The sequence below is a fragment of the Microbacterium sp. W4I20 genome (assembly GCF_030816505.1).
Classification (GTDB): Bacteria; Actinomycetota; Actinomycetes; order Actinomycetales; family Microbacteriaceae; genus Microbacterium.
The window spans coordinates 3,732,892-3,752,975 of the sequence record NZ_JAUSYB010000001.1; the positions used below are offsets into that span (position 1 = coordinate 3,732,892).

General features: G+C 69.0%; 19 protein-coding genes and 2 pseudogenes. 10 read left to right on the forward strand and 11 right to left on the reverse strand.

Going from position 1 to position 20,084, the window contains the following annotated elements:
- The first annotated feature begins 86 nt into the window (after positions 1–86).
- From sigK to QFZ21_RS18190, 4 genes and pseudogenes are all read left to right on the forward strand, one after another.
- Positions 87–686 carry an ECF RNA polymerase sigma factor SigK gene (gene sigK, locus QFZ21_RS18175; protein ID WP_307381349.1) on the forward strand — a complete coding sequence of 200 codons (600 nt, stop codon included), beginning with the start codon at positions 87–89 and terminating at the stop codon, positions 684–686.
- On the forward strand, positions 683–1,483 hold the full coding sequence (locus QFZ21_RS18180) for an anti-sigma factor (protein WP_307380340.1): 801 nt from the start codon (positions 683–685) through the stop codon (positions 1,481–1,483). The genes sigK and QFZ21_RS18180 overlap by 4 nt, the downstream gene beginning before the upstream one ends.
- Positions 1,484–1,512: 29 nt before the next feature.
- Positions 1,513–2,143: pseudogene (locus QFZ21_RS18185) on the forward strand (DNA-directed RNA polymerase subunit beta).
- A gap of 173 nt (positions 2,144–2,316) precedes the next feature.
- A complete protein-coding gene (locus QFZ21_RS18190; protein ID WP_307380345.1) occupies positions 2,317–3,201 on the forward strand; it encodes an aminodeoxychorismate lyase in 885 nt (294 codons plus the stop codon).
- 106 nt (positions 3,202–3,307) lie between these two features.
- Here the strand turns inward: QFZ21_RS18190 and QFZ21_RS18195 are convergent, their stop codons facing one another.
- The 8 genes from QFZ21_RS18195 to QFZ21_RS18230 form a co-directional block, all read right to left on the reverse strand.
- Entirely contained in the window at positions 3,308–4,099 is a 792-nt protein-coding gene (locus QFZ21_RS18195; protein ID WP_307380348.1) for an endonuclease domain-containing protein, read from the reverse strand.
- Between the two features lie 321 nt (positions 4,100–4,420).
- Entirely contained in the window at positions 4,421–5,200 is a 780-nt protein-coding gene (pstB, locus tag QFZ21_RS18200; protein WP_307380352.1) for a phosphate ABC transporter ATP-binding protein PstB, read from the reverse strand.
- Positions 5,201–5,238: 38 nt separating this feature from the next.
- On the reverse strand, positions 5,239–6,336 hold the full coding sequence (gene pstA, locus QFZ21_RS18205) for a phosphate ABC transporter permease PstA (protein WP_307380354.1): 1,098 nt from the start codon (positions 6,334–6,336) through the stop codon (positions 5,239–5,241).
- A 1-nt stretch (position 6,337) separates the two neighbouring features.
- The gene (gene pstC, locus QFZ21_RS18210) at positions 6,338–7,309 is read right to left on the reverse strand and encodes a phosphate ABC transporter permease subunit PstC (protein WP_307380356.1); all 972 of its coding nucleotides are present in this window, start codon (positions 7,307–7,309) and stop codon (positions 6,338–6,340) included.
- 127 nt (positions 7,310–7,436) lie between these two features.
- Positions 7,437–8,540: a phosphate ABC transporter substrate-binding protein PstS gene (gene pstS, locus QFZ21_RS18215; RefSeq protein WP_307380359.1), complete on the reverse strand. Its 1,104-nt coding sequence runs from the start codon at positions 8,538–8,540 to the stop codon at positions 7,437–7,439.
- A gap of 202 nt (positions 8,541–8,742) precedes the next feature.
- Complete coding sequence (locus QFZ21_RS18220) at positions 8,743–9,738, reverse strand: NUDIX domain-containing protein (RefSeq protein WP_307380361.1); 996 nt, start codon at positions 9,736–9,738, stop codon at positions 8,743–8,745.
- The gene (locus QFZ21_RS18225; protein WP_307380364.1) at positions 9,735–11,900 is read right to left on the reverse strand and encodes an RNA degradosome polyphosphate kinase; all 2,166 of its coding nucleotides are present in this window, start codon (positions 11,898–11,900) and stop codon (positions 9,735–9,737) included. The genes QFZ21_RS18220 and QFZ21_RS18225 overlap by 4 nt, the downstream gene beginning before the upstream one ends.
- Before the next feature lie 52 nt (positions 11,901–11,952).
- Positions 11,953–12,636 (reverse strand): response regulator transcription factor, encoded by a 684-nt coding sequence (locus QFZ21_RS18230; protein WP_307380367.1) that lies wholly within the window; start codon positions 12,634–12,636, stop codon positions 11,953–11,955.
- A gap of 74 nt (positions 12,637–12,710) precedes the next feature.
- Between QFZ21_RS18230 and QFZ21_RS18235 the strand changes: the two genes are divergently transcribed.
- The 3 genes and pseudogenes from QFZ21_RS18235 to QFZ21_RS18245 all read left to right on the forward strand — a co-directional run bounded on the left by QFZ21_RS18235 (position 12,711) and on the right by QFZ21_RS18245 (position 14,887).
- Positions 12,711–13,001 carry a hypothetical protein gene (locus QFZ21_RS18235; protein WP_307380369.1) on the forward strand — a complete coding sequence of 97 codons (291 nt, stop codon included), beginning with the start codon at positions 12,711–12,713 and terminating at the stop codon, positions 12,999–13,001.
- Positions 13,002–13,160: 159 nt separating this feature from the next.
- Positions 13,161–13,763 carry an FABP family protein gene (locus QFZ21_RS18240; RefSeq protein WP_307380372.1) on the forward strand — a complete coding sequence of 201 codons (603 nt, stop codon included), beginning with the start codon at positions 13,161–13,163 and terminating at the stop codon, positions 13,761–13,763.
- Between the two features lies 1 nt (position 13,764).
- A pseudogene (locus tag QFZ21_RS18245) lies at positions 13,765–14,887 on the forward strand (folate-binding protein YgfZ).
- 28 nt (positions 14,888–14,915) lie between these two features.
- Here QFZ21_RS18245 and QFZ21_RS18250 read toward each other — a convergent pair.
- Positions 14,916–15,740, reverse strand: a complete 825-nt coding sequence (locus tag QFZ21_RS18250; RefSeq protein ID WP_307380378.1) for a class I SAM-dependent methyltransferase — start codon at positions 15,738–15,740, stop codon at positions 14,916–14,918.
- Positions 15,741–15,808: 68 nt separating this feature from the next.
- On the opposite strand from QFZ21_RS18250, the gene QFZ21_RS18255 reads away from it, so the two are divergent.
- Positions 15,809–16,558: a phosphoglyceromutase gene (locus QFZ21_RS18255; protein ID WP_307380381.1), complete on the forward strand. Its 750-nt coding sequence runs from the start codon at positions 15,809–15,811 to the stop codon at positions 16,556–16,558.
- Positions 16,559–16,637: 79 nt separating this feature from the next.
- Here the strand turns inward: QFZ21_RS18255 and phoU are convergent, their stop codons facing one another.
- Complete coding sequence (phoU, locus tag QFZ21_RS18260; protein WP_307380384.1) at positions 16,638–17,336, reverse strand: phosphate signaling complex protein PhoU; 699 nt, start codon at positions 17,334–17,336, stop codon at positions 16,638–16,640.
- A 216-nt stretch (positions 17,337–17,552) separates the two neighbouring features.
- On the opposite strand from phoU, the gene QFZ21_RS18265 reads away from it, so the two are divergent.
- Together QFZ21_RS18265 and QFZ21_RS18270 are read left to right on the forward strand one after the other, a co-directional pair.
- Positions 17,553–18,776, forward strand: coding sequence for a cell wall metabolism sensor histidine kinase WalK (locus QFZ21_RS18265; RefSeq protein ID WP_307380387.1), 1,224 nt, complete (start codon positions 17,553–17,555; stop codon positions 18,774–18,776).
- Positions 18,773–19,456: a response regulator transcription factor gene (locus tag QFZ21_RS18270; RefSeq protein ID WP_307380389.1), complete on the forward strand. Its 684-nt coding sequence runs from the start codon at positions 18,773–18,775 to the stop codon at positions 19,454–19,456. Before QFZ21_RS18265 ends, QFZ21_RS18270 begins: the two co-directional genes overlap by 4 nt.
- Before the next feature lie 68 nt (positions 19,457–19,524).
- Here the strand turns inward: QFZ21_RS18270 and QFZ21_RS18275 are convergent, their stop codons facing one another.
- On the reverse strand, positions 19,525–20,064 hold the full coding sequence (locus QFZ21_RS18275) for a DNA modification methylase (RefSeq protein WP_307380390.1): 540 nt from the start codon (positions 20,062–20,064) through the stop codon (positions 19,525–19,527).
- Positions 20,065–20,084: the final 20 nt, after the last annotated feature.

Consider the following 20,084-nt stretch of genomic DNA (forward strand, 5'->3'; position numbering starts at 1 on the left):
GGAGAAATCTGAGATTGATTGAAATCCCCCTCATCCATTAGTCACGTTCGGGTGACGTCTGCACGGGAATGATGCGGAAATACGGCATGCTGGAGGGGATGGTCATTGACGGGATAGACGTACCCGAGGACGGAACGGCGAGCGATGCGGTCGCGGCTCTCCTCGTGCGCATCGGCGACGGCGACCAGCGGGCCTTCGCAGAGCTGTATGACGTGCTCTCCTCGCGCGTGTTCGGTCTGATCCTGCGCGTACTCGTGAACCGCTCGCAGAGTGAAGAGGTGCTGCAGGAGGTCTTTCTCGAGATCTGGCAATCCGCTTCGCGCTTCGCTCCGAATAAGGGTCAAGGACGATCGTGGGTGATGACAATCGCACATCGTCGGGCCGTGGACCGGGTGCGTGCATCCCAGTCGAGTGCGGACCGTGATGTGCGGGCGGGTCTCAGGGACATCGGTGTGGCGCACGACAGTGTGGCCGAACAGGTGGAACTCGGGATCGACGGTGAGAAAGTCGTCGAAGCACTCACGGGACTGCCGGAGGTGCAGCGCGAAGCACTCGTGCTGGCGTACTACGGCGGTTACAGTCAAAACGAAATATCGGCGCTCGTGGGAGCGCCGTTGGGGACGATCAAGACACGGATGCGGGACGGTCTCAGCCGTCTGCGTGCAGCCATGGGGGTGACAGCATGAACGAGCAGGACTTCGCAGAACTGGCGGCAGGCGCTGCCCTTCACGCGCTGTCGCCCGACGATGAGCGGCGCTTCCGGGAGGCGCTCGACGCCCGTCCGGAGTGGCGCGCGATCGCAGAGGCGGATGCCGAGACGGCAGACTTCCTGGCCGGCGGCGCCGCGCTCGTGACCCCGCCCGCCGGCATCCGCTCGGCACTGCTCGCGCAGATCGCCGTGACGCCGCAGAACGGCGACGCACAGTCTTCCGGGCACGACGACGGTTCGTCCGCCGCTACCGAAACCTACGCCGAGGCTTCGGCCGACGACGCGGAGGTCCCGAAACCTCCGACGCCCGCTCGTCGACGCTGGACGCGCACGATCTTCGCCCTTGCCGCATGCCTCGCCGTGCTGGTCGGCGTCGGAATCGCCGCCGCTGCCCTCAACGGGCAGCTGAACCGTCCGGAATCCGTGATCGCACTGGAGCAGATCCAGGCCGCTGATGATGCGGAGCGGGCCACGGTCGAGCTCCCCGACGGTGGCACGGCGACCGCGCACTGGTCGGCTTCCGCCGGCGCAGCCGTGCTCGTCACCGACGGCATCCCGGCCCCGGCAGACGGCAAGGACTATGAGCTCTGGTATGTGCGCGGCGATGACGCCATCCCGGCCGGTGTCTTCGACGTCGAAGACGGCCGCGCGACGGCGGCCCTCGACGGGGACATGCAGGCGGGCGACGTCATCGCGGTGACCGTGGAACAGGCCGGAGGCTCGCCCACCGGCACGCCGACGACCGACCCGGTGATCGTGATCCCCACGGCCTGAGCGGCGCCGTTCGCGGGTAGCCTGGTTCGATGCCCGAACAGCACCACCGCCCTGTCCGTCGACCGACCAGCTCGTTCGACAACCTCGTCGGCGCGCACGACCCGGCCGAGGAGACGCGGGTCGCGCACGCGACGGCATCCGCTCTCCTCACCCGTGTGCGGGCGGACGAGAGCGGCGCGAGTGCCGAACGTCTGGTCGCGTTCACCGCCGAGCACGGGATCGACGCGATCGCGGAACTGTGGTCGAAGGCGCCGTCCCGCACCCTGCCGGGAGCGCTGTGGCGGCTGTACATCCTGCAGTTGGCGATCCACGGCGACCCGCGCACGGCGGCGCTGCTGTACGAGCGCGGCCGCATCGAGCTGCCGTCGGCGGATGTCGTCGTCGCCGGCGCGCCGGTCCCGGCCGACCCGGATGAACTCGTCGCGCTCATCGACACGATCCTGCGCGGGGCGTTCCGCGGCGACTTCGCCGTGGCACTCGACCGCGCCGCGGCGTTCTGCCGTGTGCAGGCTTCGGGCGCCACGCACACCGCTGACGACTACGAGCCCACGGAGCCGTCGCGGGCCAGCGAGCTCACGACACGCGCGCTCCGGCTGAGCAGCTACGGACAGGATCTGTCGGCGGGCCGCCGTTCTGTGGCGGACGGGGATGCTGGCCTGAGGCCGCGCCGCCGATTCGCACCGCCTCCGGGCAGAGAAAGACCGGGCCGCAAAAACGCCTCACGGCGGAAGGCCGCTCAAAGCGGCAAAAAATGGAGCCCGGGGTTATGCGGCCCGGCCACTCAATTATAACGCCATGCCCCCGTCGGTATTCCCGGCCTCTAGGCTCGGAACATGACCCGGCGCTTCGCACTGATGATCGATCCCGTCACCGCCGACGAGGACCGCCCCGACTTCCGCGGCACCTTCACCTCGGTGGATGCCGCGGCGCCGGCACTGAGCGTGGGGGAGCTGAGCACACAACGCGGAGACGGTGTCTTCGAGTCCATCGGCGTGGTCGACGGGCACGCGCAGGAGGTCGTGCCGCACCTCGAGCGGTTGGCGCATTCGGCGCGGCTGTGCGACCTGCCGGCTCCGAATCTCGCGCAGTGGCGGCAGGCGATCGAGCAGGCTGCGGCGGAGTGCGGTGACGGCGAGGCGGTCATCAAGCTCATCCTCAGTCGCGGCGTCGAGCACGGACCCACCCCGACGGCATGGGTCACCGCCGCCCCGGCATCCGACTTCCGCACTGTGCGCACCGAGGGTGTGCGCGTCGTCACCCTCGACCGCGGCTACGACCTCGGCGCGGCCGAACGGGCGCCCTGGCTCCTGCTCGGAGCGAAGACGCTCTCGTACGCGGTGAACATGGCTGCTCTGCGCGAGGCGCACCGCCGCGGCGCGGACGACGCGATCTTCCTCTCCAGCGACGGGTTCGTGCTGGAGGCGCCGACGGCGTCCCTTGTGCTCCGGTTCGGTGACCGCTTCGTGACGCCGGCGCCCAACGGCGGCATCCTGCACGGCACGACCCAGCTCAGCGTCTACGAGCACCTGGCGGAACGAGGCTTCGAAGCCGGATACGACCGCATCCCCGCCGACGATCTGCCCCGCGCGGATGCTGCGTGGCTGGTCTCGAGCGTGCGCCTCGCCGCCCCGATCACCGCGATCGACGATGCTGTGCTCCCGGTGGATCACGCGCTGACGGGGGAGCTGAACGCGTACCTGCTGTCGCCGCGCGACTGACACCGGGGGCGTCTTGCTGGTTCCGTCCGAGCACGACTTCGGACGGCCGGGGCGACACGCCGACGGCAGGCGGCTGGACGCGGCGCGTCGCGCCTCGGCTCCGAAGTCATGCACGGCGGGCGGATGCCGGTGGGCGATCCCGACGGCGGATCGTCGCGACGACTGCCCGCTCGACCAGGTCCCAGTCGTGCACGACCATCGCGTAGTCGAACCGCAGAGTGGGGTGTCCCCAGAATGCCGCGTTGGCATCCCGCACGAGATCCTTGTGTCGATGTGACGGTCCGTCGTGATTGCCCTGCCCGTCGGTCTCGATGATGAGCCATCCATCGATGAGCAGGTCGACACGACCGGTTCCGACGATCGGTGCCTGCGTGCGAACCGTCCAGCCGAACGGGCGCAGCCGGAGCCGCACAAGGGATTCGAGCCCGCTGTCGGAATCGGCGCGCGAGAACATCACGAGGTCTCGGCCCCTCGCGCTCAGCGACTTGCGCAGCCATCGGAGTCCGGCAGTGTCGATGACGCCCTGCCGCCGGGCGGACTCCAAGGCGACGAAGAAGTGCTCGTCACCGCGGCAGCGGAAGATCTGGACGAGTATTCGGGGGACAGTCGGAAGCGCGAACGGCGACGTCGCGGATCCGTCATCCCAGTGCGCGACGCAGGCGCAGGTCTCCTCGTCGTGCGGGTACTGATGGCGATCCGAGTGCATCCATACGTGGAGCTCCGGGTCGCCGAGCACCCAGAGGCCGAGGTGTCGGGCCGCCGACTCGCAGCCGAGAGCTCCACCGTGCGCGGCGGCCGTGATCACCGCCGCGCAGGCGTGCGCCCCGGCATACACGCCCCGCCGAACTCGGGAGATTCCACCGCGGCGCAGCCGGCGCTCTATCTCGCGGCGGGTCATCCTCTCTCTCAGCGCTCGGTAGGTCCACACTTGATCGCCGTCCATCGTGCACATCGATCGAGGATGCCGCGCCCCCGGCATCCGCATCCGCCCTCGTGCCACTCTTCGGGGATGACCTCTTCGTCTTCCCTTCTGTGGAGGAACAGTCGCGCGTGCACAGCTTCGGAGTTGCAGCCGCACACCCCGCAGAACCGGGCTTTCGAGCGGCGAGTCGCGCGTCCAGTCCGAAGTCGTGCACGGCGGCCGGCGGTCGGCCCGGGGCGGGGACGGAGAAAGGGCTCGGATGCCGAAGCATCCGAGCCCTTCCCGAGGTCCAGCGACCTATCCGAAGCGACCCGAGACGTAGTCCTCGGTGGCCTGGATGGACGGCGTGGTGAAGATGGTCTTCGTGTCGTCGTACTCGATGAGCTTGCCGGGCTTGCCGGTGCCGGCGATGTTGAAGAACGCCGTCCGGTCGGAGACGCGGCTCGCCTGCTGCATATTGTGCGTGACGATGACGACGGTGTACTGCTGCTTGATCTCGGCGATCAGCTCCTCGATCGCGAAGGTCGAGATCGGGTCGAGGGCGGAGCAGGGCTCATCCATCAGGATCACGTCGGGGGACACCGCGATCGCACGGGCAATGCACAGACGCTGCTGCTGACCGCCGGAGAGACCGGAGCCCGGCTTGTCGAGACGGTCCTTGACCTCGTTCCAGAGGTTGGCGCCCTTCAGCGACTGCTCGACCAGGGCATCCTGGTCGCTCTTGGCCATGCGCGTGTTGTTGAGCTTGACGCCCGCCAGCACATTCTCCTTGATCGACATCGTCGGGAACGGGTTCGGCCGCTGGAAGACCATTCCGACGCGACGGCGTACGAGCACGGGGTCGACGTTGGAGTCGTAGAGGTTGCGTCCGTCGATCAGGACCTCGCCCTCGACGCGCGCTCCGGGAATGACCTCGTGCATGCGGTTGAGCGTGCGGAGGAAGGTCGACTTGCCGCAGCCGGACGGGCCGATGAACGCCGTCACGGTGTTCGGCTTGATGTCGATGCTCACGCCCTCGACGGCGAGGAAGTCGCTGTAGTAGACGTTGAGGTCGTTGACTTCGATGCTCTTGGACACCTGGGATCCTTCTTCTCGATCGGGAAAGGGGAGCCGGTTCAACGGCCGTTGGTCTTGGGGGCGAACACCTTGGCGATGACGCGCGCCAGGAGGTTCAGGAGCATCACGATGACGATCAGCGTGAGCGCCGATGCCCAGGCGCGCTCGATGAACGCGTCGGACGGGATGCCGGGGTACTTGGCCTGCATGTACGAGAACACCGGCAGGGTCGCCATCTGTCCGCTGAACATGTTGAGGTTCAGGCTCGGCACGATGCCGACGGTGAGGAGCAGCGGAGCCGTCTCGCCGATGACGCGGGAGATGGCGAGCATGATGCTCGTCGTGATGCCGGCGATCGCGGTGGGGATCACGACCTTGAGGATCGTGAGCCACTTCGGCACACCGAGGGCATAAGCGGCCTCGCGCAGCTCGTTCGGCACGATGCGCAGCAGCTCCTCCGAGCCGCGGACGACGACCGGGATCATCAGCACCGACAGGGCAAGCGAGCCCATGATGCCCATTCGTGTTCCGGGCCCCATGATCAGGGCGAACACCGAGTAGATGAACAGACCGGCGACGATGGACGGGATGCCCGTCATGACGTCGACGAGGAAGGTGATGCCGCGGGCGAGCCGGCGACCCTCACCGTATTCGACGAGGTAGATCGAGGTCATCAGGCCGATCGGCACGGAGATGATGGTCGCGCCGAGGGTGATGAGCACGGTGCCCCAGATGGCGTGGATCGCGCCACCGCCCTCGCCGACGACGTTGCGCATCGAGAAGCTGAAGAACTCTCCGTCGAAGCGGGTGAGTCCGTTGACGACCACCGTGTAGAGGAGCGAGATCAGGGGGAGCAGAGCGACCACGAACGCGGAGGAGACCAGGGCCGTCATCAGCCGGTCAGTCGCGTGGCGGCGGCTCTCGACGACCGTCGACAGCGCGAAGATGGCGACCATGTAGATGAGCAGGCCCACCACCAGGGTGAGTGCGATGTTGAAGTCGGCCGGGTCGCCACCGCTGTTCGCGAGAGCGAAGATCACGGCCGAGACCGCGAAGCATCCGAGGAGCAGCGCCCAGGGCGCCCACTTCGGCAGGTGGCCGGCGGTGGTCGACATGGTCGTCGACGCCGGGGCGATGGGGGTGGCAGTGGCGGTCATGTCAGTTGGCTCCCGAGAACTCGGCGCGACGCGAGACGATCCAGCGAGCGAGGAAGTTGACCGCGAAGGTCACGATGAACAGGATCAGACCGGCGGCGATGAGCGTGTTGACGCCCTCATCGTGCGCCTCCGGGAACCGCAGGGCGATGATCGCGGGGATCGTCGTCGGGTTCTCCGGATTGATGAGGTTGAAGGTGACGATGCCGAGCGGCGACAGCACGAGCGTCACCGCCATGGTCTCGCCGAGAGCGCGGCCGAGGCCGAGCATCGCGCCCGACACCATGCCACTGCGGGCGAAGGGCAGCACCGCCATGCGGACCATCTCCCAGCGCGTCGCCCCGAGGGCCAGAGCTGCTTCCTCGTGCAGCCGCGGCGTCTGCAGGAAGACCTCGCGGCAGATCGCGGTCATGATCGGCAGGATCATTACCGCGAGCACCAGGGAGGCGGTGAGGATCGTCTTGCCGGTACCAGAGGGCGTGCCGGAGAAGAGCGGGATGAAGCCGAGGTTCTCGTTCAGCCACTTGTAGAAGGGCACCAGCATCGGGGCGAAGGTGAGCGCGCCCCAGAGACCGAAGACGACCGAGGGCACGGCGGCCAGGAGGTCGATGACGTAGCCGAGCACCCCGGCGAGGCGGCGCGGGGCGTAGTGCGAGATGAACAGTGCGATGCCGATCGCGATCGGCGCCGCGATGACGAGGGCGATGGCGCTCGACCAGAGAGTTCCGAAGACGAAGGGCCAGACCCAGGAGGCGAAGGCCTCGCCCTCGAGGATGTGGTTGCCCGAGGTGTCGGGGGCGAGCGCGGGCAGGGCCTGGATGATCAGGAAGATCGCGACGGCCGCGAGGGTGACGAGGATGATGATTCCGGCGCCGAGAGCGGTTCCGGAGAAGATGCGATCGCCGCGCCGGCGCAGGGTGGGGCGCGCTTCGGACGGACGGACGTCGCTTTCGGGATCCGTCGTGGTGGTTGTCATCGGAGCGGCTCCACTGGTTCGGCGGGACGTTCGGGCTTTTCATGGGGGTGCCCCCGCGTGTGCTGAGCTGCTGTCGCGCAGCACACGCGGGGGCGACGGGGTCCTCAGCGCGGGGCCGAGGACCGGATCACTCGGTGACGATCGCGTCGATCGCGGCGCTGACCTGGTCGCGCAGCTCGCCCGAGATGGGCGCGCTGCCGGCGGCCTCGGAAGCGACCTTCTGGCCGTCCTCCGATGCGACGTACTCGAAGTAGGCCTTCACCACGGCGGCGGCCTCGGCGTCGTCGTACTCGACGCAGCCGATCAGGTACGAGACCAGTGCGATCGGGTAGGAGCCGGCGGGGGCGGCGGCCGGGTCGACGTCGTAGGCGAGGTCGTGGTCCGAGCGGCCCTCTTCGAGCGGCGACGCGGCGACGAGCGCGGCGGCGGCATCGGCCGAGTAGGGCACGTACTCGCCCTCGACCTCGACGGCGACCTGGCCGAGGTCCTTCGCCTGCGAGGCGTCGGCGAAGCCGATGTAGCCGACGCCGTTGGTGATGGCGTTCACGACGCCGGAGGTGCCGTCGCCGGCCTCACCGGTCTGCAGCGGCCACTCGTCGGCGGCTTCGTAGGTCCAGACGTCGGGAGCGACGGCGCTGAGGTACTTGGTGAAGGTCTCCTGCGTGCCCGACGGGTCTGCGCGGTGCACGGGGACGATGGCCTGGTCGGGGAGCTCGACGCCCTCGTTCTGCGAGGCGATGGCCTCGTCGTTCCAGTTGGTGATCGTGCCGGCGAAGATGCCCGCGATGGTCTTGCCGTCGAGGTTCAGCTCGTCGATGCCCTCGAGGTTGAAGGCGACGGCGACCGGGGAGATGTAGACCGGGATCTCGACGATCTCGTCCGACGCGCACGAGCCGAAGCCGCCGGCGGCGAGCTCGTCGGCGTTGAACGCGCGGTCCGAGCCGATGAAGTTGGAGGAGCCGGCGATGAAGTTCTCGCGGCCGGTGCCGGAGCCCGTCGCCGTGTAGTTGACCGTCGTGTCGGGGTTCGCGGTCTGGAACGCGGCGACCCAGGCCTGCTGGGCGGCTTCCTGCGAGGAGGCGCCGGTGGCCTCGATCGTGCCGGAGAGGGTGGACTCGGAGGGGGCGTCGGAGCTTCCGCCCGTTCCGCCTTCGTTCGCGGCACAGCCGGCGAGTGCGAGAGCGGCGACGGCGCCGATGGCGCCGATTCGTGCGATTCGGGAGATCTTCACTGTGGATCCTTCGATCTTGGATGGGTGGGGCCCGGTGCAGGGCACACAGTGACGCTATGTGCGGCGGTTAACGAGACTCTCCCGCACAGGTGAACGGCAGGTGAACGACGGACGACTCTCTGGGGCCGATCCCAGCGTCCGTGCGGGCGCGCGGCGGGGCCCGCCGACGCGATGCGACGACGTGACGCTCGGCGGCGAGAACTCAGACCTTGGGGATGTGCGTCTCGATCGCGATGATGCCGGAGCCCGGGTTCGTGGCCGAGAGGTGCACCACCGAGAACGCGCCGGGCTCGAGGTCCGCAGCGCTGCTGAGGTAGGAGCCCTGGATCGTGCCGGTGGCGAGAGCGATCTCGGACAGCAGCCCGGGAAGGACGGGGCCGTGGCTGCAGAGGATGGCCGCCTTGCCGGAGCGCACGCGTCGTCCGACCACATGACGGAGGTCGTCCGTGCCGTCCTCCCAGGCGTCCTGACTGATCTTCTCCGTCGTGACGAACTTCCGCTCGAGCTCCTGCGCGAGGGGAGTCACCGTCTCGACGCAACGCACCGCGTCGCTGGTCACGATCTTGCGCACGCCGAAGGCACGCAGCGGCCCCACGATCGACGTTGCCTGTCGGCGCCCGCGCTCGGTCAGCGGCCGGGCGGCATCCGCTCCGTCCCATTCCGAGCGGGGCATGGCCTTCGCGTGCCGCAGCACGATCACCGGGAAGGTGCGCAGCGCCCCGTCGTCGACGAGGTGCGCGAAGAAGTCGAGGATCTCGAGATCGACCGGGTAGCTGAGCTTCGCCCGGGCCTTCTTCACGCTCACCCATTCGACCGCCGCGATCTCGCGGTTGGGCACGAAGGTCGACTCCCGGATCGCCCGGTCGGTGGCCTCGGCGGCCCAGTAGTGCACGACCTTCTGCTTCTGCGAGGCGAGGTGATAGCGGCTCACCCCGACCGGCACGCCCAGCGAGACGCGGATGCCGGTCTCCTCATGCACCTCGCGCACCGCGGTCTCGGCGAGCATCTCGCCTGGATCCACCTTGCCTTTGGGCAGGGTGACGTCGCGATACTTCGTGCGGTGGATCAGCAGGATGCGGAGCTTCCCGTCCACGATGCGCCAGACCACCGCCCCGGCGGCGTACACCGCCTTGTCGGTCCACTTCGAGGACGGCGACTGCGTCTTGCCGTGGGCGCTCTGCGTCTGCCGGACGCTCATCGAGCCGCCCGCGCTCGCCGTCGTCGCTGGATCAGTCCCATCGTCTTGTCCTGCAGGTCGACGAGCGGGTTGCCGTCGGCATCCTCGGCGTGCCGCTCCCAGACTCCGCCGGCACCGAGGTGCCACGACGTGGTTCCGGGGTCCATCGCCAGGTCGAAGAACGACTGCAGCTCCTTGAGGTGGTCCGGGTCGGTGACCCGCACCAGCGCCTCGACGCGACGGTCGAGGTTGCGATGCATCATGTCGGCACTGCCGATGTAGACCTGGGGGTCTCCGCCGTTCTCGAACGTGAAGATGCGCGAGTGCTCGAGGTATCTGCCCAGGATGCTGCGCACCGTGATGTTGCCGCTGATGCCGTCGAGGTCGGTGCGCAGACTGCAGATCCCGCGCACCCAGACGTCGACCTTCACGCCCGCGGCACTCGCGCGGTACAGCGCGTCGATGATCTCCTCGTCGACCATCGAGTTGACCTTGATGCGGATGTGGGCGGGCTTGCCGGCCTCGGCGTTCTTGCGCTCGGCGTCGATCTGCCGGACCAGGCCCTTGCGCAGATGCAACGGGGCGACGAGAAGGCGCTTGAACTTCTTCTCGATGGCGTAGCCGCTGAGCTCGTTGAAGAGGCGGGTGAGGTCCTTGCCCACCTGCGCGTCGGCTGTGAACAGTCCGAAGTCCTCGTAGATGCGGCTGGTCTTCGGGTTGTAGTTGCCGGTCCCGACGTGCGAGTAGTGCTGGAGCTTGCCCTCTTCCTCGCGGATCACGAGGGCGAGCTTGCAGTGGGTCTTGAGCCCCACCAGACCGTAGACGACGTGCACACCGGCCTTCTCGAGCTTGCGCGCCCAGACGATGTTGTTCGCCTCGTCGAAGCGTGCCTTGACCTCGACCAGCGCCAGCACCTGCTTGCCGGCCTCGGCGGCGTCGATCAGCGCCTCGACGATCGGGCTGTCGCCGGAGGTGCGGTAGAGCGTCTGCTTGATGGCGAGCACGTGCGGGTCGCGCGCGGCCTGCTCGAGGAAGGAGACGACGCTGGTGGTGAACGACTCGTAGGGGTGGTGCACGAGCACGTCCGCCTTGCGGATCGCCTTGAAGATGTCGGCGCGCGTGTTGCTGCCGGTGGGCTGGAAGGGCACAGCCGTGGTCGGGAGATGCGGCGGATACCGCAGGTCGGGGCGGTCGATGCGCGACAGGTCGAAGAGTCCTCGCAGGTCGAGCGGGCCGGGGAGGCGGTAGATCTCCTGGTCGGTGATGTCGAGCTCGCGCACCAGGAGGTCCATCGTGACCTCGTCCATGTCGTCGGTGATCTCGAGACGGATGGGCGGACCGAAGCGGCGGCGCAGCAGCTCGGCCTCGAGCGCCTGGATCAGGTTCTCGCTCTCGTCCTCCTCGATCTCCACGTCTTCGTTGCGGGTGAGGCGGAACGCGTGGTGATCGAGCACCTCCATCCCGGGGAACAGGTCTCCGAGGTGGTTCGCGATGAGTTCTTCGAGGGTCAGGAAGCGCTTGATCTCCGAGGAGCCCGGCACCTCGACGAAACGGGGCAGCATCGGCGGCACCTTGAGACGCGCGAACTCCTGGCGGCCGGTGCGGGCGTTGCGGATGCGGATCGCGAGGTTCAGCGAGAGGCCCGAGATGTACGGGAACGGGTGCGCCGGGTCGACCGCGAGCGGCATGAGCACCGGGAACACCTGTGCGCCGAAGTACTCGGAGAGCTTGGCGCGTTCCTCGTCGGTGAGCTCGGACCACACCGTGATCTCGATGCCCGACTCCGCGAGCGCCGGACGCACGAGCGACGTCCACGCCTCGGCGTGCCGCACCTGCAGGGCGTGCGCCTCGCGGGCGATGTCGGCGAGGGCGTCGGCGGGGGAACGGCCGATGTTGGTGGGTACCGCGAGACCGGTGAGGATGCGGCGCTTCAGGCCGGCGACGCGGACCATGAAGAACTCGTCGAGGTTGCTGGCGAAGATCGCGAGGAAGTTCGCCCGCTCGAGCTCGGGCAGCGACGGATCCTCCGCGAGCTCCAGCACCCGCTGGTTGAACGCGAGCCAGCTCAGCTCCCTGTCGAGGTAGCGGTGGTCGGGAAGGTGGGCGTCCGGCGCCTCGACGGCGTCGAAGTCGTCGTCTTCGGCGTCACCGAGGCCTGCGTCGGCGAGTGCGGGATCGATCATGGGGTACATCTAAGCACCGGCAGGTGACGCACGCGTGAACGGGGCGCTTCCGTCACCTCGCACCGGCCAGGGTCTCGTCCTCGTACACGTTGAACCGATAGCCGACGTTGCGCACCGTGCCGATGATCTGCTCCTGATCGCCGAGCTTGGCCCGCAGTCGTCGCACGTGCACGTCGACCGTGCGGGTGCCGCCGAAGTAGTCGTAGCCCCACACCTCGCTGAGCAGCTGCTCGCGGGTGAACACCCTCGAGGGGTGCGTGGCCAGGAAGTGCAGGAGCTGGAACTCCTTGTAGGTGAGATCGAGCGGCTTGCCGTGCAGCTTCGCCGAGTAGGACTGCTCGTCGATCGAGACGCCGGAGGCCTGTACGCGCGACGGCTCGGCGACCTCGTCGCGGCGCGCGAGACCGAGGCGCACACGGGCGTCGATCTCGGCGGGTCCGGCGTTCGCGAGGAGCACGTCGTCGATGCCCCAGTCCCCGGACAGCGCGCTCATGCCGCCCTCGGTGACGACGAGCAGCAGCGGTGCGTCCTGCCCCGTGGCGCGCAGCAGACGGCACAGCGACTTCGCGCCGACCAGGTCGTGGCGACCGTCCACGATCACGACGTCGTAGTCCGGCGCGCTGACCAGCTGCGCGGGCTCTGCGGGGATCTGTCGCACTCGGTGGCTGAGCAGCTCGAGGGCGGGCAGCACCTGCTCCGTGAGGGGAGCGTTGGTCAGAACCAGCACCACAGCCACGCGCACTCCTCACCGGCGCGGGGGTCGACGCCGTGCCGCCATGATACCGGCAGCCGATGCGCAACAATGGAGTCATGTCGGATCCAGCTCTCGCACCGCGTAACGCCGTCGGCGGCGTGGTCGCCGTCTGGGCGACGGCCTTCGTCGCGACCGTCGCCGTCGGAATCCTCGTGCCGGAGGAGTGGCGCATCCCGTGGCTGCTCGTCGCTTTCGGCGGTGTCGTGCTGCTCTCCTTCGCGGTGCAGCTCTGGTACGGACGCACCCAGGGATTCATCTTCCGCGTGGCGGGGAGCGTCACCGGCGCACTCCTGCTGATGGGGATCATCTCCGTGGGCTTCGGCCTGGCCGCGCTGATCCCGACCTGAGTTCTGCCCGGCGCCTGTCGGGCGCGGTAAGGTGGAGGGCATGGATCTCATGGCGCTCGAACTCTTCTACATCGGCCTTCTGGGCCTCGCGAGCCTCGCTATCGTCTTCGTCTCCGCCGTGGTGCTGGTCAACCTCTTCCGCGGCCAGCGCTGACGCTCGTGATCGACCTTCCCACCGACCTTCCCGCCGACCTCGCCCCGCTCGCGTGGCTGATCGGCGTCTGGGAGGGGACCGGCGTCATCGACTATCCCGTGGGGGACGAGCGCCTGCAGGGCGAGTTCGTGCACCGGGTCAGCTTCAGCCACGACGGCGGCCCGTTCCTCAACTACTCGGCCACGGCGACCTTCACCGGTGAAGATCAGGCCGTCTCGATCCCGTTGATCGCGGAGTCGGGCTTCTGGCGCCTCTCGCGACCCGCCGAGGCGACGGATGCCGGTCCGGCCCTGCTGCCGCCCCAGGCTCCCTCCGCCCCGCGCACCGTCGATGACGTCGAGAGCCTGCGCAGCGAGAACGGCTCCTTCCCGATCGAGGTGTCGATCGCGCACTCGGACGGGATCCTCGAGTTCTACCTCGGCGAGATCGCCGGTCCGCGAGTCGACATCGCCTCGGACGCGATCGTCCGCGGAGCGGGCACGAAGGACTACGGCGCTGCGTCGCGCATGTACGGTCTGGTCGACAACCACCTGCTCTGGGCCTGGGACATCGCGGCGCTCGGCACACCGTTGCGCGCCCACGCCTCCGCGCGACTGGCGCGGGTCTGACATGGCCGTCTTCGAGAGCATCGAGGGTGCCGTCGCGGGAGAGCTCGGCACCGCGCACTTCGGCGATCCTTTCCGCGAGCAGCGGCGGCTCGCCGCCGGGGACGCGATCGCCCCGCTCGAAGACCGCACGGTGATCGAGGTCTCGGGCCCCGAACGCCTCGCCTGGCTCGATTCGATCACCTCTCAGTCCGTCGGACGGCTGGCCGCCGGCGACAGCACCGAGCTGCTGGTCCTCGACCCCCAGGGTCGGGTCGAGCACGCGGCCGGAGTCGTCGACGACGGGTCCACGACCTGGCTGATCGCGGATGCCGCCGACGCCGAGGGCCTCGCGACCTGGCTGACGCGCATGAAGTTCCGCACGCAGGCGACCGTCGAGCTCCGACCCGACCTCGTCCTGTTCGGCTACGTCGACGGCGGCTCCGCTGCCCGCGCGGTGCACGCGGCGGCATCGTCCGACGGCCGCCCTCCGCTCGTCTGGGAAGACCCCTGGCAGCACGTGGCGGTCGGCGGACACCAGTACTCCGAGATCGTCGACCACCCCGGTGCCGCGCTCGCCTGGCGCATCGGCATCCTCTCCGCCGCGGAGGCGGAGGCGCTGTCGGCCGCCGTCGACCAGAATTCCGTGGCCGGTCTTCTCGCGGCCGAAGCCCTGCGCATCGCCGCGTGGCGGCCGCGCTGGGCTGCCGAGGTCGACGACCGATCGCTGCCGCACGAGTCCGACTGGCTCCGCACCGCGGTGCACCTGAGCAAGGGCTGCTACCGGGGTCAGGAGACGGTCGCCAAGGTGCACAATCTCGGGCACCCGCCGCGCCGGCTCGCCGCGCTCCAGCTCGACGGCAGTGAGGGCGGTGCTGCCGGAACCCGGCTCGCCCGTGTTCGCCGGCGACGACGAGATCGGTCGCGTGACCTCGGTCGCCCGTCACCACGAAGACGGCCCCATCGCGCTCGCCATCCTGTCCCGGCGCGCCCCGATCGGCGACCTCGTCGTGCGGGCCGACGGCATCGAGATCGCGGCCTCGCAGCAGGTCATCGTGCCGGCGGATGCCGGTGCAGTCGCCGACATCCCCCGTCTCACGCGGCTCTCGCGTCGCCCGTCCGCTCCCGATCCCCGGGACGCCCGCTAGCGGATTCTCCGAGTCCCGCGTTCGGTCATCACTCGACCGGCGCGACGGCGCCCCACGGCAGCGTGAGCTCGCCGAGACGCCAACGGCTTCGGCCGCCCAGCACCGGCCAGCCTTGAGCGCGGAGTGCGCTGACCGCGGCCAGGAACCGCTGCGTCGCGCCGAATGTCGCCAGCGCGGCTGCGCGATCCCATTCCCGGTCGAGGTCGACCAACAGAGCGTGGATGCGCTCGCCGGGGACGTTCCGGTGGATCAGCGCCTTCGGCAGCCGCTCGGCCACGATGCTCGGGTGCTCGAGCCCGGACAACCGCAACGAGATCGTGAAGCGGACGGGCGCAGCATCCGGCTCCACATCGATCCAGCTCGACACGCGACCGATCTCGTCGCAGGTGCCCTCGACGAGTAGACCGCCCGGTGCCAGGCGTGCCGCCATCGTGCGCCAGGCCGCCGGCACATCGCCCTCCTCGTACTGCCGCAGCACATTCATCGCCCGGATGATCGCCGGCCGTCGACTGTCCGGCAGCGGCACCTCGAAGCCCCCGCGGCCGAACGAGACGCGGAGGTCGCTCGGGAAAGCGGTGCGGCCCGCGCGCACCTCCGCGAGCTGGCGGTCGGCGGTCGCCACGCGGACCGGGTCGATCTCCAGGCCGCGCACCTCGGCATCCGGTCGTGCGTCGCGCAACCGCGCCGCCAGCTCGAGGGCGGTCACGCCACTCGCGCCGTACCCGAGGTCGACGACCAGCGGATCGGCAGCGCGGCGGAAAGAGGGACTCGCGGCGATCCAGCGATCGTTGCGGCGCAGACGGTTGGTCCCGGTCGTCCCGCGCGTCGGCCGGCCGAGGGGAGATGACGCCATGCGTCAATCCTCCTCCCTGGATGCGCCTCGAACGAATCCGCAGCGGCCGTCGCGGATAAACTGACGGCATGACTGCGACCCGCACCCTGATCCTGCTCCGCCACGGCCGGAGCGAGTGGAACGAACTGAACCTGTTCACCGGATGGGTGGATGTCCGCCTGAACGAGCAGGGCATCACCGAGGCTCGCCGCGGCGGCGAGCTGCTGGCCGAGGCCGGCATCCTCCCCGACGTGCTGCACACCTCGCTGCTGAGCCGCGCGATCCAGACCGCGAACATCGCTCTGGATGCCGCCGACCGCCTGTGGATCCCCGTCACGCGCTCGTGGCGTCTGAACGAGCGCCACTACGGCGCGCTGCAAGGCAAGGACAAGGCGCAGACCCTCGAGGAGTTCGGGCCGGAGCAGTTCCAGCTGTGGCGCCGCTCGTTCGACGTGCCGCCGCCCGTGCTCGACGACCACAGCGAGTTCAGCCAGGTAGGTGACCCCCGCTACGCCGGCATCGACGGAGAGGTGCCCCGCACCGAGTCGCTCAAGCTGGTCATCGACCGCCTGCTCCCGTACTGGGAGGACGCGATCGTGCCCGACCTCGAGGCCGGCAAGACCGTGCTCGTCACGGCGCACGGCAACTCGCTCCGCGGACTGGTGAAGCACCTCGAGGGCATCAGCGACGACGACATCGCCGAACTCAACATCCCCACCGGCATCCCGCTGGTCTACGAGCTCGACGAGAACAACGTCCCCACCGGCCCCGGCCGCTACCTCGACCCGGAGGCCGCCGCCGCGGGCGCCGCCGCCGTCGCCGCGCAGGGCAAGAAGTAACCACGCACACGAGAGGGGCGGATGCTGTGACAGCATCCGCCCCTCTTCGCGCCCGCAGGTCGCAGGGTATCTGCAGGTCTCAGGCGTGCCCGAGCTCCTGCTGCTGCTCGACGGCCAGGGCGATCTCCGCCTCGGACACGTGCCAGTCGCCGGTGGCGAGGTAGACCATCTTCTTCGCGATGGCGACCGCGTGGTCGGCGAAACGCTCGTGGTAGCGGCTCGCGAGCGTGGCGTCGACCGTGGCGGTGGTCTCACCCTTCCAGTTGTCGCTGAGCACCTTCTCGAAGACGTTCGCGTGCAGCTCATCGACATCGTCGTCCGCGTTGCGGATCTGGTCGGCGAGGCGCAGGTCGCCGGTGCGCAGCAGTTCGGAGAGCGTGCGGGAGATCTCGACGTCCAGCTCGCCCATCTTCACGAAGGTGCCCTTGAGGCCCTTCGGGATGGCGCGCTCCGGGAAGCGCAGACGCGCGAGCTGGGCGATGTGCTCGGCCATGTCGCCCATGCGCTCGATCGAGGCGCTGACGCGCAGCGCGGTGACGACGATGCGCAGGTCGCGGGCGACCGGCTGCTGGCGGGCCAGGATCTCGATGGCCTGCTCGTCGAGCTGCACGGCCAGCGCGTCGATCTTGGCGTCATCGGCGATGACCTCTTCGGCCAGGGCCACATCACTGGTCGCGAACGAACGGGTCGCCTTGTCGATCGCGATGGTGACGAGGTCCGCGATCTCGACGAGGCGGTTCTGCAAGTCCTCGAGGGACTGGTGGAAGACTTCGCGCATGGTGGGGCGCACCCTTTCATTCGGATCTCGGCTGTGAGCACGGCGCGAGACGGTTCGTCCGCACGAGAGCAGGTCTGCTCGCACGCGCAGGCCCGAGGAGATTGTCTGCCCCGAAGGTTAACGAACGGTGCCCAGCATGTGAATAGTAGTTCGCCGGTCGCCGCCAGCGCGCAGAAACCCGCCGGATGGACGGTGAACGCACTCTACGCTGGTGACATGACCCTGCCGCAGCTCGCGCTGTCTTCGCTCGCCATCGGGCTGGTGATCGGCGTCGGCGTCTCCCTTCTGGTGGCGTGGGCGTATCGGGCACGGGCCCGGGCGGAGGAGGAGACCTCGCTCGCTCTTCCTCCCGGCATCACCGACGTCCTGGGCAGCATGGATGACGCGGCCTGCGTCGTGGACTCCTCCGGCATGGTCCTCGCCGTCTCGCACGCCGCGACCCGATTCGGCATCGAAGTCGGTTCGACGCTCGACAATCCGGAGCTCCGGCAGCTGGTGCGCGGCGTCAAGGTCGCAGGCGGTTCGCACACCGAATCGTTCCGGATGACCCGCGGGGGGCTGAGCCTCGATCCGCGACTCGTCTCGGCACGGGCAAGCATCATCGCGGCGCGGCTGGTCCTGTTGATCATCCGCGACGTCACCGAGCAGGAGCGCCTCGATCAGATGCGCCGTGACTTCGTCGCCAACACCAGTCACGAGCTCAAGACCCCGGTCGGTGCCGTGAGCCTCCTCGCAGAGGCGATCGAGTCCGCCGCCGAGGACCCGGCGCAGGTGCGCATCTTCGCCGCCCGGATCTCTGCGGAGGCCGGTCGCCTCGGGCAGCTCACCGGGCGGATCATGAGCCTGTCGCGGCTGCAGGCCGAAGGCGGCCTCACCGAGGTCGGCCCGGTCTCGATCGATGAGGTCATCGCGTCGTCCATCGAGGCGCACGTCGTACAGGCCGATTCCGCCGGGGTCGAACTCGCGCGCGGCGGCGACCGCGGCATCTGGGTGCGCGGAGACGCGCAGATCCTGATCGAGGCCGTCGGCAACCTGATCGCGAACGCGATCGTGTACTCGCCCCGGGGATCGCGCGTCGGCGTCGGCGTGAAGGCCGACGACCAGGTCGTGGAGATCGCCGTGTCCGACCAGGGCATCGGCATCGCCGAGGGCGACCGGGAGCGCATCTTCGAGCGGTTCTACCGCGCCGACGAGGCGCGCTCGCGGCGCACCGGAGGCACCGGCCTGGGGCTGTCGATCGTCAAGCACGCCACCCAGCGGCACGGCGGCGAGGTGCGCCTCTGGTCGCGCCCCGGGCGCGGTTCCACCTTCACCATCAGACTTCCTCGCATCGACGCCCCGGCGCACGCCGACGAGGGCAAGAAGAGCAAGAAGAAGCGCGCGCGCAAGGCCGCCAAGACCGCAGCCCCCGCTCGCATCCGAAACGGAGAGAACGCATGACCCGAATCCTTCTCGTCGAAGACGAGCCCGACCTCGCCGACCCGCTCGCCTACCTGCTGCGGCGGGAGGGGTACGAGGTCGAGATCGCCGAGGACGGTCCCGGCGCGCTCACCGCCTTCCGCGACCGCGGAGCCGACATCGTCCTGCTCGATCTGATGCTCCCGGGGATGCCCGGCACCGAGGTCTGTCGTCAGATCCGGTCGACGTCGGCCGTGCCGATCATCATGCTCACGGCCAAGGACTCCGAGGTCGACATCGTCGTGGGGCTGGAGCTCGGCGCCGACGACTACATCACCAAGCCGTATTCCTCGCGGGAGCTGCTGGCGAGGATGCGGGCGGTGCTGCGCCGGATCGTGCAGGCCGACAGCGAGCTCGACGAGCGGGTGCTCGACGGCGGTCGCGTCACGCTCGACATCGACCGGCACACCGTCTCGGTCGCCGGAGCGCAGATCAACATGCCGCTCAAGGAATTCGAGCTGCTCGAGGTGCTGATGCGCAACTCCGGCCGGGTGCTCACGCGCGGCCAGCTGATCGACCGCGTCTGGGGCAGCGACTACTTCGGCGACACCAAGACGCTCGACGTGCACATCAAGCGCATCCGCTCCCGTATCGAGGAGAACCCGAGCGAACCGGTCATGCTGGTGACCGTCCGCGGCCTCGGATATCGCTTCGAGGGCTGAGCGCCGGAAATACAGGGAGGCCGGTCACCCAGGGGTGACCGGCCTCCCTGCGTACGTCTGGGTGCAGATCACTCCTGCGGAGCAGGGGCTGCGGTGTCGGTGGGCATCGGCGACGGGGTGGGCGTGCTCGTCACCATCTCCGGAACCAGGTCCGCGTAGTAGGGGAGAGAGCCGTCGAGCACGGGCACGTCGGTCTTGACGCCCGTGGAGTCGCCGGACTGGAAGTGCATCTCGACGGTCGCGCCGGGGATGGTGTCGAGGTCTACGATCCGCAGCGGGTCTTCGCCGTCCTCGGCCCCGAGGCTCACGGTCTTGCCGGCCGGGACGGTGATGGTGAACGGCTCGCTGCCCGCGAGGGCGATCCTGATCGTGGCGCTCTCGCCGGTCGGGTTCACGATGGCCCCGATGAAGTTGCCGACCGATCCGTCTTCGGTGGCCACGATGAAGGCGTTCCGGACATCGAGAGGCCCGTCGGCGTCCGAGACGTTCACGCCGTCCGAGGCGGAGTACTCGATCGTCGTCGCCTGGGGCGAGATGAACGTGCAGCCCGTGGCGCCGAGAAGAACGAGGGCGCTGAGGGCGGCAGACGCAACAAGGCGCGATTTCACGGGTCCTCCTGAGGTCCGGC

Coding starts and splice junctions, on each gene's coding strand:
- sigK (WP_307381349.1), top strand. CDS start 87: ATGCTGGAGGGGATGGTCATTGACGGGATAGACGTACCCGAGGACGGA.
- QFZ21_RS18180 (WP_307380340.1), top strand. CDS start 683: ATGAACGAGCAGGACTTCGCAGAACTGGCGGCAGGCGCTGCCCTTCAC.
- QFZ21_RS18190 (WP_307380345.1), top strand. CDS start 2,317: ATGACCCGGCGCTTCGCACTGATGATCGATCCCGTCACCGCCGACGAG.
- QFZ21_RS18195 (WP_307380348.1), bottom strand. CDS start 4,099: ATGACCCGCCGCGAGATAGAGCGCCGGCTGCGCCGCGGTGGAATCTCC.
- pstA (WP_307380354.1), bottom strand. CDS start 6,336: ATGACCGCCACTGCCACCCCCATCGCCCCGGCGTCGACGACCATGTCG.
- pstC (WP_307380356.1), bottom strand. CDS start 7,309: ATGACAACCACCACGACGGATCCCGAAAGCGACGTCCGTCCGTCCGAA.
- QFZ21_RS18220 (WP_307380361.1), bottom strand. CDS start 9,738: ATGAGCGTCCGGCAGACGCAGAGCGCCCACGGCAAGACGCAGTCGCCG.
- QFZ21_RS18225 (WP_307380364.1), bottom strand. CDS start 11,900: ATGATCGATCCCGCACTCGCCGACGCAGGCCTCGGTGACGCCGAAGAC.
- QFZ21_RS18235 (WP_307380369.1), top strand. CDS start 12,711: ATGTCGGATCCAGCTCTCGCACCGCGTAACGCCGTCGGCGGCGTGGTC.
- QFZ21_RS18250 (WP_307380378.1), bottom strand. CDS start 15,740: ATGGCGTCATCTCCCCTCGGCCGGCCGACGCGCGGGACGACCGGGACC.
- QFZ21_RS18255 (WP_307380381.1), top strand. CDS start 15,809: ATGACTGCGACCCGCACCCTGATCCTGCTCCGCCACGGCCGGAGCGAG.
- phoU (WP_307380384.1), bottom strand. CDS start 17,336: ATGCGCGAAGTCTTCCACCAGTCCCTCGAGGACTTGCAGAACCGCCTC.
- QFZ21_RS18265 (WP_307380387.1), top strand. CDS start 17,553: ATGACCCTGCCGCAGCTCGCGCTGTCTTCGCTCGCCATCGGGCTGGTG.
- QFZ21_RS18270 (WP_307380389.1), top strand. CDS start 18,773: ATGACCCGAATCCTTCTCGTCGAAGACGAGCCCGACCTCGCCGACCCG.